This is a genomic window from Streptococcus sp. 1453 (assembly GCF_013276955.1).
Classification (GTDB): domain Bacteria; phylum Bacillota; class Bacilli; order Lactobacillales; family Streptococcaceae; genus Streptococcus.
On record NZ_VMLZ01000003.1, the window covers coordinates 61882 to 74522 of the forward strand.

Annotated in this window: 8 protein-coding genes; 7 read left to right on the forward strand and 1 reads right to left on the reverse strand. The window is 39.8% G+C overall.

From position 1 onward, the window contains the following. The first annotated feature begins 22 nt into the window (after positions 1-22). Positions 23-3280 (forward strand): DEAD/DEAH box helicase family protein, encoded by a 3258-nt coding sequence (locus HW098_RS02275; protein ID WP_176139157.1) that lies wholly within the window; start codon positions 23-25, stop codon positions 3278-3280. Between the two features lie 253 nt (positions 3281-3533). On the opposite strand, the gene HW098_RS02280 is transcribed toward HW098_RS02275, so the two are convergent. Beyond that, on the reverse strand, positions 3534-4520 hold the full coding sequence (locus tag HW098_RS02280; protein WP_000204726.1) for an L-lactate dehydrogenase: 987 nt from the start codon (positions 4518-4520) through the stop codon (positions 3534-3536). Between the two features lie 193 nt (positions 4521-4713). Between HW098_RS02280 and gyrA the strand changes: the two genes are divergently transcribed. From gyrA to truB, 6 genes are all read left to right on the forward strand, one after another. Next, complete coding sequence (gene gyrA / locus HW098_RS02285) at positions 4714-7182, forward strand: DNA gyrase subunit A (RefSeq protein WP_176139158.1); 2469 nt, start codon at positions 4714-4716, stop codon at positions 7180-7182. Next, entirely contained in the window at positions 7182-7925 is a 744-nt protein-coding gene (gene srtA, locus HW098_RS02290; RefSeq protein WP_050261547.1) for a sortase SrtA, read from the forward strand. The genes gyrA and srtA overlap by 1 nt, the downstream gene beginning before the upstream one ends. A gap of 139 nt (positions 7926-8064) precedes the next feature. Further along, entirely contained in the window at positions 8065-8862 is a 798-nt protein-coding gene (locus HW098_RS02295) for a formate/nitrite transporter family protein (protein ID WP_050090939.1), read from the forward strand. A gap of 147 nt (positions 8863-9009) precedes the next feature. After that, positions 9010-10290 carry an O-acetylhomoserine aminocarboxypropyltransferase/cysteine synthase family protein gene (locus HW098_RS02300; RefSeq protein ID WP_176139251.1) on the forward strand — a complete coding sequence of 427 codons (1281 nt, stop codon included), beginning with the start codon at positions 9010-9012 and terminating at the stop codon, positions 10288-10290. A 95-nt stretch (positions 10291-10385) separates the two neighbouring features. Continuing rightward, entirely contained in the window at positions 10386-11660 is a 1275-nt protein-coding gene (locus HW098_RS02305; protein WP_176139159.1) for a DUF2130 domain-containing protein, read from the forward strand. 10 nt (positions 11661-11670) lie between these two features. Beyond that, the gene (gene truB, locus HW098_RS02310; protein ID WP_176139160.1) at positions 11671-12549 is read left to right on the forward strand and encodes a tRNA pseudouridine(55) synthase TruB; all 879 of its coding nucleotides are present in this window, start codon (positions 11671-11673) and stop codon (positions 12547-12549) included. Positions 12550-12641: the final 92 nt, after the last annotated feature.

Below are 12641 nucleotides of genomic sequence, written 5' to 3' on the forward strand. Positions count from 1 at the left end.
TTTTTTAAAAAAAGGAATACTTATGCCAGTAGAAATTAAAACAACTAAAGAAATTCATCCTAAAATCTATGCCTACACTACACCGACGGTAACCAGCAATGAGGGCTGGATTAAGATTGGTTATACGGAGCGTGATGTCAGACAACGGATTAAAGAACAAACGCATACAGCTCATATTGATACAGATGTCTTATGGACTGGAGATGCGACTTATACGGAAGAACCTGATAAAGGAAAGACCTTTAAGGATCATGATTTCCACCATTTCCTTTCTTTTCATGATGTGGAGCGTCGTCCTAAGACGGAATGGTTCTATTTTAATGGAACTCCTGAAAAATCAAAAAATCTCTTCGATAAGTTTGTTAAGCATGATTTATCAGGTTATCAGCCTGGACAAGGACAGGACTATACCTTGCGACAAGAGCAGGAAGAAGCAGTTGCTAATACGTTAGCTTATTTCCAAGAACATGCTGGAGGCAAATTTCTCTGGAATGCCAAGCCACGATTTGGTAAAACCTTGTCTACCTATGACCTAGCTCGTCGAATGGAAGCTGTTAATGTCCTAATTGTAACCAACAGGCCTGCCATTGCTAATTCATGGTATGATGATTTTGAAACATTCATAGCAGGTCAAACAACTTATAAGTTTGTTTCTGAATCAGATAGCCTTAAGAGTCGTCCAACCTTATCACGTAAAGAATTTGTTGGTATTTTAGATGACGATGTAAGACAACTTGCTTTTATCAGTCTTCAAGACTTGAAAGGTTCTGTTTATTTAGGTGGCGAGCACGATAAACTCAAATGGGTGACTGATCTGCATTGGGATTTGTTGGTTATTGACGAGGCTCATGAAGGAGTTGATACCTTCAAGACTGACCAAGCCTTTAATAAGATTCGACGGAATTTTACTCTGCATTTGTCAGGTACACCATTTAAAGCATTGGCCAAAGGAGATTTTACAGAGGATCAAATCTACAACTGGTCTTATGCGGATGAACAGTCTGCTAAATCGACTTGGTCTTCTGAGCAAGAAGAGGAAAATCCATATGAAACCTTACCTCAGTTAAATCTCTTTACCTATCAAATGTCTCAGATGATTGGTGAGGAGTTAGAAAAAGGTGCTCAACTGGATGGCGAAAATATCGACTATGCTTTTGACTTGAGTGAATTTTTCGCCACAGATGATAAAGGGAAATTTATCCATGAGCAAGATGTCAGAAATTGGTTAGATACTCTATCGAGCAATGAAAAATATCCATTTTCAACTAAAGAACTTCGAAATGAACTCAAGCATACTTTTTGGCTGTTAGAACGTGTAGCCTCAGCTAAAGCTTTAAAAGCTCTACTAGAAGAACATCCCATCTATGAAAATTATGAGATTGTGTTAGCTGCTGGCGACGGGCGTATGTCTGAGGATGACGATAAAGTCAAACTCAAATCCTTAGATTTGGTTAGAAAAGCGATAGCAGAGAATGACAAAACCATCACCCTATCCGTCGGTCAATTGACGACAGGTGTCACTATCCCTGAATGGACGGGCGTATTGATGTTATCAAATTTGAAATCACCTGCACTTTATATGCAGGCCGCCTTCCGTGCTCAAAATCCTTACTCATGGACCGATAACAAAGGAAATCACTTTCGCAAAGAAAGAGCCTATGTATTTGACTTTGCGCCGGAAAGAACCTTGATTCTCTTTGATGAGTTTGCCAACAACTTATCGCTTGCGACTGCAGGAGGCGGCGGGACTTCGACAACTCGTGAAGAAAATATCAGAGAATTACTAAATTTCTTCCCTGTCATAGCTGAAGATAGTGCTGGTCAGATGGTTGAAATTGATGCTAAGGCGGTTCTAACCATTCCTCGCCAGATAAAAGCTAGAGAAGTTCTTAAACGTGGCTTTATATCCAATCTCTTATTTGATAATATCAGCGGTATTTTCCAAGCTAGTCAAACAGTTCTAGACATTTTAAATGAACTCCCAGTTGAAAAGGAAGGGAAGTTACAAACATCATCTGAACTATTAGACTTTTCAGATGTTACAGTAGATGATGAGGGGAATGCAGTAGTAGACCATGAAATCGTAGTTAATCAGCAAATGCGACTTTTTGGAGAAAAAGTCTATGGACTCGGTCAGTCTGTTGTTGAACTGGTCACTAAGGACGAAGATAAAACTCAAAAGCAACTAGTCAATGACTTGAGCAAGACAGTTTCTTCAGTGATTGTAGAGGAATTGAAAGTTGGATATGATGACCTTAAAACTCGAGAAGCAGATCACATCAAGAAACAAATTACAGCAATATTTGAGAATGAAATTCGAAAAAATGAGATAGAACGTAAAATTTCTGAAGCTCATATCAAGGAAGAGTTGAAAGAACAACTCAAGGAAGCAAATGATAAGGAGCAAAAAGATAAGATTCAAGAAGATTTGGATAAACGTTTAGAAGAAAATAATCTTATTCACAAAGAAAAATTAGAACAAACACTCAAAAAAGAAGTGGAAAAAATGCCTGAGAAATTTATCGAACAAGTTGAGATAAAACGTGTTGAGCAGCTGAAACAATCAGCCCAAGATGAAATTCGGGACCATCTTCGAGGATTTGCACGAACAATTCCAAGTTTCATCATGGCCTATGGTAATCAATCTCTAACACTTGATAATTTTGATACCTTTGTTCCTGAGCAAGTCTTCTTTGAGGTGACTGGTATTACGATTGACCAATTTCGTTATTTGAGAGATGGTGGACAAGATTTTGCAGGGCATCTCTTTGATAAAGCAACATTTGACGAAGCTATTCAAGGATTTCTCCGCAAGAAAAAGGAGTTGGCAGATTATTTTAAAGATCAAAAAGAAGATATTTTTGATTATATTCCACCGCAGAAGACCAACCAGATTTTCACGCCTAAACGTGTGGTAAAAAGGATGGTAGATGATTTAGAAAAGGAAAATCCAGAGATATTTGAAGATTCATCTAAAACTTTTATTGATTTATATATGAAGTCAGGCCTCTATATTGCAGAACTTGTGAAGCGGTTATATAATAGCAATGGTTTAAAAGATGCATTCCCAAATCCTGAAGAACGTTTAAAACATATCCTAGAAAATCAAGTTTATGGATTTGCTCCTTCAGAAATTATCTATAACATTTCCACTAATTTTATCTTTGGAAATCTCTCTCAAGATATCAGTAGAAAGAATTTTGTTTTAGCAGATACCATTCCAGCAGCTAAAGAAGGGAGCATTCAAAAGTTGGTTGATTCCTATTTTGAAAATAATTAAAAAAGAAGGCCGAGTCAACATTCTTTGAAATCAGAAAAAACGCATAAGATAAGGTATTGACAATCCTTGGTATTATGCGTTTTATTGTGGGAAAATGTATAATGGATTGAAATAAAATCTGAACAAATCAATTAGGAATTTAAAGCATTTTATAACAACGTTTTAGAGTAACAGGGTGCTATTTCAACTTCAATCTACTATAACATAGATAAAAACAACTCCCTGATGATTCAAGGAGTTGTCTATAGTTAAATTAGTTTTTAGAAGCTGCTTGGAATTCTGGGTTTTTCCATGCTTCGTCAATAATAGCTTGCAATTCTTTAGCAGATGCTTGCATTTTTTGAGTTTCTGCGTCGTTCAATGGAATGTTTACTGGACGGACGATACCATGTGCACCAACAACAGCTGGTTGACCGATAAAGACGTTCTCAACTCCATATTGACCTTCTTGGAATACTGAAAGTGGAAGTACTGCGTTTTCATCGTCAAGGATTGCTTTAGTGATACGAGCAAGGGCTACTGCGATACCGTAGTATGTTGCACCTTTTTTGTTGATGATTGTGTAGGCTGCATCACGAACACCTTCGAACAATTCAATCAATTCAGCTTCTTGAACATTTTGAGTGTCTTTAAGGAATTCTTCAAGGTTTACACCAGCGATGTTTGCGTGTGACCAAACAGCGAACTCAGAGTCACCGTGTTCACCCATGATGTAAGCGTGAACTGAACGAGCATCCACATCCAATTTTTCAGCAAGTGCTTGACGGAAACGAGCTGAGTCAAGTGAAGTACCTGAACCGATAACGCGTTCTTTAGGGAAACCAGAGAATTTCCAAGTTGAGTAAGTCAAAACGTCAACTGGGTTAGCAGCAACAAGGAAGATACCTTTGAAACCAGATTCAACAACTTGAGTTACGATTGATTTGTTGATAGCAAGGTTTTTACCTACAAGGTCAAGACGAGTTTCACCTGGTTTTTGAGGCGCACCTGCAGTGATCACAACAAGGTCAGCGTCTGCACAGTCAGAGTATTGAGCTGCATAGATTTTTTTAGGTGAAGTGAAGGCAAGGGCGTGACTAAGGTCAAGCGCGTCACCAACAGCTTTTTCATGCAATTGTGGAATTTCGATAATTCCAAGCTCTTGTGCAATTCCTTGGTTAACCAGTGCAAAAGCGTAAGATGAACCTACAGCACCATCACCGACAAGGATAACTTTTTTGTGTTGTTTAGTTGAAGTCATTGTTCTAAACATCTCCTTAATTTTATTAGGGGATTTTCCCCAGACAACTTCATTCTATCACTTTTAAAAAACTTTGTCACGAATATGCCTTATAGTTCTCAATGTAAACGTTTTAGTGGTTTAGAGGCTGAAATAGATGGGAATTTATGGTATAATGTTGTTACTTACTAATTGTGAAATGAGGCATTTATTAATGCAGGATAAAAATTTAGTGAATGTCAATCTGACAAAGGAGATGAAGACGAGCTTTATCGATTACGCCATGAGTGTTATCGTAGCCCGGGCTCTTCCTGATGTTCGAGATGGCTTGAAACCTGTTCACCGTCGCATTCTCTACGGAATGAATGAATTGGGTGTTACTCCAGACAAACCTCATAAAAAATCTGCTCGTATTACAGGGGATGTCATGGGTAAATATCACCCACACGGGGATTCCTCTATTTATGAAGCCATGGTCCGTATGGCTCAATGGTGGAGCTACCGTTACATGCTTGTAGATGGGCATGGAAACTTTGGTTCCATGGATGGAGATGGTGCTGCCGCCCAGCGTTATACTGAGGCACGTATGAGCAAGATTGCTCTGGAAATGCTTCGTGATATCAACAAAAATACAGTTGATTTCGTTGATAACTATGATGCCAATGAACGGGAACCCTTGGTCTTGCCAGCACGTTTTCCAAACCTTTTAGTTAATGGAGCAACTGGTATCGCGGTTGGGATGGCAACCAATATTCCACCTCATAATCTGGGTGAAACCATTGATGCAGTGAAGTTGGTCATGGACAATCCTGAAGTGACTACCAAGGACTTGATGGAAGTCTTACCTGGTCCAGATTTTCCAACTGGTGCCCTTGTCATGGGGAAATCAGGCATTCATAAGGCTTATGAAACAGGTAAAGGTTCTATTGTTCTTCGTTCTCGTACTGAAATCGAAGAAACTAAGACTGGCCGTGAGCGTATTGTTGTAACAGAATTTCCTTATATGGTCAATAAAACCAAGGTGCATGAGCATATTGTTCGCTTGGTTCAGGAAAAACGCATTGAGGGGATTACAGCAGTACGTGATGAATCAAACCGTGAAGGTGTTCGATTTGTTATTGAAGTCAAGCGCGATGCCTCAGCCAATGTTATCCTCAATAACCTCTTTAAGATGACCCAAATGCAAACCAACTTTGGTTTCAATATGTTGGCGATTCAAAATGGTGTACCGAAGATTTTATCCCTTCGTCAGATTTTGGATGCTTATATCGAGCACCAAAAAGAAGTAGTTGTTCGTCGTACCCGTTTTGATAAGGAAAAAGCGGAAGCACGCGCTCATATCTTAGAAGGTCTCTTAATTGCGCTAGACCATATCGATGAAGTGATTCGTATCATCCGTGCTAGTGAAACGGATGCGGAAGCACAAGCAGAGTTGATGAGTAAGTTTAAGCTTTCTGAACGTCAAAGTCAGGCCATCCTTGATATGCGTCTTCGTCGTTTGACAGGTTTGGAACGCGATAAGATTCAGTCTGAGTATGATGACCTCTTGGCTCTGATTGCGGATTTGGCGGATATTCTTGCTAAGCCAGAACGTGTTTCTCAAATTATAAAAGACGAATTGGATGAAGTTAAACGTAAATTTTCCGATAAACGCCGTACAGAGTTGATGGTCGGTGAAGTCTTGAGTCTTGAAGATGAAGATTTGATTGAAGAATCGGATGTCTTAATTACGCTTTCTAACAAGGGATACATTAAACGTCTGGATCAAGCTGAGTTTACTGCTCAAAAACGTGGTGGCCGCGGTGTTCAAGGAACAGGCGTTAAGGATGACGATTTTGTTCGTGAGTTAGTGTCAACTAGCACTCATGATCATTTACTCTTCTTTACAAATAAAGGACGTGTCTATCGCCTGAAAGGTTATGAAATTCCTGAGTATGGTCGGACGGCCAAAGGGCTACCAGTAGTCAATCTCTTGAAATTGGACGAAGGTGAAAGTATTCAGACTATTATCAATGTTGAGTCTGAACGTAGTGATGATGCTTACCTCTTCTTTACAACCCGTCACGGTATTGTGAAGAGAACCAGTGTTAAGGAATTTGCTAACATTCGCCAGAATGGTCTCAAGGCTTTGAACCTCAAGGATGAAGATGAGTTAATCAATGTCTTGTTGACGGAAGAAGATACGGATATTATCATTGGTACCAAGTTTGGATATGCAGTTCGCTTTAATCAATCAGCCGTTCGTGGTATGAGCCGTATCGCCACTGGTGTGAAAGGTGTTAACCTTCGTGAAGGAGACACAGTTGTTGGTGCCAGCTTGATTACTGATCAAGATGAGGTTCTTATTATCACAGAAAAAGGATATGGTAAGCGTACAGTCGCTACTGAATACCCAACAAAAGGTCGTGGTGGTAAGGGAATGCAGACAGCTAAAATTACCGAAAAAAATGGATTGCTGGCCGGTCTTATGACTGTTCAAGGGGATGAGGATGTGATGATTATCACTGATACAGGTGTCATGATTCGAACCAATCTTGCCAATATTTCACAAACAGGACGCGCAACTATGGGAGTTAAAGTAATGCGCCTGGATCAAGATGCTCAGATAGTGACCTTCACAACGGTTGCAGCGGCAGAAAAAGAAGAAGTTGGGACAGAAAATGAAACAGAAGGTGAAGCATAATGTCTCAAAAAAATAATAAAAAGAAAAACAAACGAAAAAATCTGCTGACAAATATCCTAGCAGGATTTCTGATATTACTGTCACTGGCTTTGATTTTTAATGCGCAAATTCGAAATATTTTCATGGTCTGGAATACCAATAAGTATCAAGTTAGTCAGGTATCAAAAGAAAAAATAGAAGAAAATCAGGATACAGAAGGAAATTTTGATTTTGATTCGGTCAAAGCGATCTCTTCGGAAGCTGTTCTGGCATCTCAATGGGATGCTCAAAAATTACCAGTTATTGGGGGAATTGCAATTCCTGAATTGGAAATGAATTTGCCGATTTTTAAAGGACTTGATAATGTTAATCTCTTCTACGGCGCTGGTACAATGAAACGCGAGCAAGTAATGGGAGAAGGAAATTATAGTCTAGCTAGTCACCATATCTTTGGTGTTGATAATGCTAATAAAATGTTATTTTCTCCTTTAGATAATGCTAAAAATGGTATGAAGATTTATCTAACCGATAAAAATAAAGTTTATACTTATGAAATACGAGAAGTCAAACGTGTGACACCGGATCGTGTTGATGAGGTTGATGATAGAGATGGGGTCAATGAAATCACATTAGTAACCTGTGAAGACCTTGCTGCTACAGAACGTATTATTGTAAAAGGTGATTTGAAAGAAACAAAAGATTATTCACAAACATCTGATGAAATCCTAACAGCTTTCAATCAACCATATAAACAATTTTATTAATACAAATCAGTGAAATCCAGAATTTCACTGATTTTTTTAAGATTTTCATAAAAATAAACTTTTATGAAATGCGGAAAACGCTTCCTAAAATCTAAAGTTTGTGATATAATTATCAAGAAAAAAGATTTAGGAGTTTATTATGGTTTCTTCAGAATTTATCTCAAAGATTGAATTTGCTTGCAAGAAGAAAGAAAGTCTTTATAGTCAAAGCAAATTTAAGTATGCTATTCGTTCTATGTTCGCAGGTGCATTTTTAACCTTCAGTACTGCTGCTGGTGCAGTTGGGGCTGACTTGATTAATAAAATCGCACCAGGTAGTGGACGTTTCCTCTTCCCATTTGTCTTTGCTTGGGGCTTGGCCTACATTGTTTTCTTGAATGCCGAGTTGGTAACATCAAACATGATGTTCTTGACTGCTGGTAGTTTCTTGAAAAAAATTTCTTGGAGAAAAACAGCTGAGATTTTACTATACTGTACCTTGTTCAACCTTATCGGAGCTTTAATAGCAGGGTGGGGCTTTGCTCATTCGGCAGCCTATGCGAATCTGACACACGATAGTTTCATTTCAGGTGTTGTTGAGATGAAGTTAGGCCGCTCAAATGAATTGGTCTTGCTTGAGGCGATTTTGGCAAATATTTTCGTAAATATTGCGATTCTTTCATTTGTTTTGGTCAAAGATGGTGGTGCCAAACTTTGGCTTGTGTTGTCAGCTATTTACATGTTTGTATTCTTAACAAACGAGCACATTGCGGCGAACTTTGCTTCTTTCGCGATTGTAAAATTCAGTGTTGCTGCGGATTCAATTGCTAACTTCGGTGTTGGGAATATGCTTCGCCACTGGGGTGTAACCTTCATTGGAAACTTTATCGGAGGAGGCCTCTTGATGGGTCTTCCATACGCCTTCCTCAATAAAAACGAAGATACTTATGTAGATTAAGAAAATGAGCACGATTGAGTCGTGCTTTTTTCATTTTCAAAATAAGGTAATAGCTATTTCTTATATCAAAATATAGAAAACTGATATTTGTAAACTATAACTTAAGGTGCTACAATATCCTTAATGAAACTATATGGAGGTCGCCTTATGACTCGTGATTTTAAATTTGAAACCTTACAATTGCATGCTGGTCAAGTTGTGGATCCAGCAACTAAGTCTCGTGCAGTGCCGATTTATCAAACAACATCCTTTGTTTTTGATGACACGCAGGAAGGTGCCGATCTGTTTGCCTTGAGGAAACCAGGGAACATTTATACTCGTATCACCAATCCTACAACAGCTGCCTTTGAAGAAAGAATTGCTGCTCTTGAAGGCGGTGTTGGAGCGCTAGCAACAGCATCAGGTATGGCTGCAGTGACTTATACGATTTTGGCCCTTGCCCATGCTGGTGACCATGTAGTGGCAGCGTCAACTATTTACGGTGGGACCTTCAATCTCTTGAAAGAAACCCTTCCTCGTTATGGGATCACAACAACCTTTGTCGATGTGGATAATTTGGAGGAAGTAGAAGCAGCTATCAATGACAATACCAAGCTTGTCTTGATTGAAACCTTGGGGAATCCTCTGATTAACATTCCTGACTTGGAAAAATTGGCTGAGATTGCGCATAGACACCAGATTCCACTCGTTTCGGACAACACTTTTGCTACACCATATTTGATTAACGTTTTTTCTCACGGTGTCGATATTGCTATTCACTCAGCTACTAAGTTTATCGGTGGGCATGGTACGACTATTGGTGGCGTGATTGTCGATAGTGGTCGTTTTGACTGGGCAGCTTCAGGGAAATTCCCTCAATTTGTGGATGAAGATCCAAGCTATCATAACTTGAGCTATACTCGTGATGTGGGGGCAGCAGCTTTTATTATTGCTGTCCGTGTTCAATTGCTTCGTGATACAGGTGCAGCCTTGTCACCATTTAATGCTTTCTTGTTGCTTCAAGGACTTGAAACCCTTTCACTTCGTGTGGAACGGCATGTGCAAAATGCAGAGAAAATTGTTGATTTTCTTGTCAATCATCCTAAGGTAGAAAAAGTCAACTATCCCAAATTGACAGATAGTCCTTATCATGCCTTGGCTGAGAAATACTTGCCAAAAGGTGTGGGCTCCATCTTTACCTTCCATGTCAAAGGTGGGGAGGCAGAAGCACGCAAGGTAATTGATCATTTAGAAATCTTTTCTGACCTAGCAAACGTAGCAGATGCTAAATCGCTTGTTGTTCATCCAGCAACAACCACCCATGGTCAATTGTCAGAAAAAGACCTAGAAGCAGCAGGAGTCACACCAAACCAAATCCGCTTGTCGATCGGACTTGAAAATGTAGAGGATTTGATCGAAGATTTGCGCTTGGCCTTGGAAGAAATTTAAAGAAAAAGAAGATAAACAGTGGGTTTCGACTCACTGTTTTTGATTTTCCCTTAGGCATGATATAATGGTTACAGAAATCTAGAAAGAGGAACGATATGAACGAAATCAAATGCCCCAACTGTGGGGAAGTATTTACAGTAAATGAAAGTCAGTATGCTGAACTTTTATCCCAAGTGAGAACGGCAGAGTTTGATAAGGAATTGCACGATCGGATGAAGCAGGAACTGGCCTTGGCTGAGCAAAAGGCCATGAATGAACAACAGTCTAAACTAGCTCAAAAAGACCAAGAAATTGCTCAATTACAGAGTCAGATCCAACACTTTGATACAGAAAAAGAATTGGCCAAGAAAGAGGTTGAACAGACAAGCCATCAGGCTCTCTTGGCTAAGGACAAGGAAGTACAGGCCTTGGAAAACCAATTGGCAACCTTGCGTTTGGAACATGAAAATCAACTGCAAAAGACCCTTTCTGACCTAGAAAAAGAACGTGATCAGGTTAAAAACCAGCTTCTTTTACAAGAAAAAGAAAACGAGCTTTCTCTTGCTTCAGTTAAGCAAAACTATGAAGCCCAGCTTAAAGCAGCCAGTGAACAAGTCGAGTTTTATAAGAATTTTAAGGCTCAACAATCTACAAAAGCGATTGGGGAAAGTCTGGAACACTATGCAGAGAGTGAGTTTAACAAGGTCCGTAGTTTTGCCTTTCCAAATGCCTACTTTGAGAAGGATAACAAGGTCTCTGCGCGTGGGTCTAAGGGAGACTTTATCTTCCGTGAGTGTGATAAAAATGGTGTTGAAATCATTTCCATCATGTTCGAGATGAAGAATGAAGCTGACGGAACAGAGAAGAAGCACAAGAATGCAGATTTTTACAAGGAATTGGACAAGGACCGTCGGGAGAAGAACTGTGAGTATGCGGTTTTGGTGACTATGCTTGAGGCCGATAATGACTACTTTAATACGGGTATTGTCGATGTCAGTCATGAGTATGAAAAGATGTATGTGGTCCGTCCTCAGTTCTTTATCCAGTTGATTGGGCTCTTACGTAATGCAGCGCTCAATTCCTTAAAATTTAAGCAGGAGTTGGCTTTGGTGCGTGAGCAAAATATTGACATCACTCATTTTGAGGAAGATTTGGATGCATTTAAACAGGCCTTTGCTAAGAACTACAACTCAGCTTCGACTAACTTTGGCAAAGCTATTGATGAAATCGACAAGGCCATCAAACGCATGGAAGAGGTTAAGAAGTTCCTAACCACATCCGAAAATCAACTCCGTCTAGCTAACAACAAATTGGAAGATGTCTCTGTTAAAAAATTGACCCGGAAAAATCCAACCATGAAAGCGAAGTTTGAAGCATTGAAGGGGGAGTAAGAAAGCAAAAATGAACGGTATTATCAACTTAAAAAAAGAAGCGGGGATGACCTCGCATGATGCGGTTTTTAAACTGCGTAAGATTTTGGGAACCAAGAAGATTGGTCATGGTGGGACCTTGGACCCGGATGTGGTGGGTGTTTTGCCCATTGCGGTTGGCAAGGCGACACGCATGGTCGAGTTTATGCAGGACGAGGGCAAGGTCTATGAGGGAGAGATTACTCTGGGCTATTCCACGACGACTGAGGATGCCAGTGGGGAAGTGGTCGCAGAGACACCTGTTTTATCGCACTTGGATGAAAAGCTTGTTGATGAAGCGATTGCGAGCTTGACTGGGCCTATTAGTCAGATTCCGCCTATGTATTCGGCTGTCAAGGTCAATGGTCGTAAGCTCTATGAGTATGCACGTGCAGGTCAGGAAGTGGAGCGTCCAGAACGTCAGGTGACCATTTATCAATTTGAGCGAACAAGTCCGATTTCTTATGAGGGGAATCTTGCATGCTTTACTTTTCGTGTAAAATGCAGTAAAGGGACTTACATCCGTACCTTGTCAGTTGATTTGGGAGAGAAGCTTGGTTATGCGGCTCATATGTCACATCTGACTCGTACTAGTGCAGCCGGTTTACAGCTAGAAGACGCTCTTACCTTGGAAGAAATTGCTGAAAAAGTGGAGGCTGGTCAATTGAGCTTTCTCTATCCTCTAGAGATTGGGACGGGGGACCTTGTCAAAGTTTTCCTAAGTCCAGAAGAGGCTACAGAAGTACGCTTTGGTCGTTTTGTCGAACTCGAACAAACAGAACAAGAATTGGCTGCTTTTGAAGGAGATAAATTGCTAGCAATTCTAGAGAAACGAGATAATCTATATAAACCAAGGAAGGTTTTTAGCTAGTCTAACTGAGGTGTAGGGAGTGTTGTTTCCCTTATTAGACTATCCAAAATCAGACTATAAATTTTGCTAAAAATGTGATAGAATAGACGACG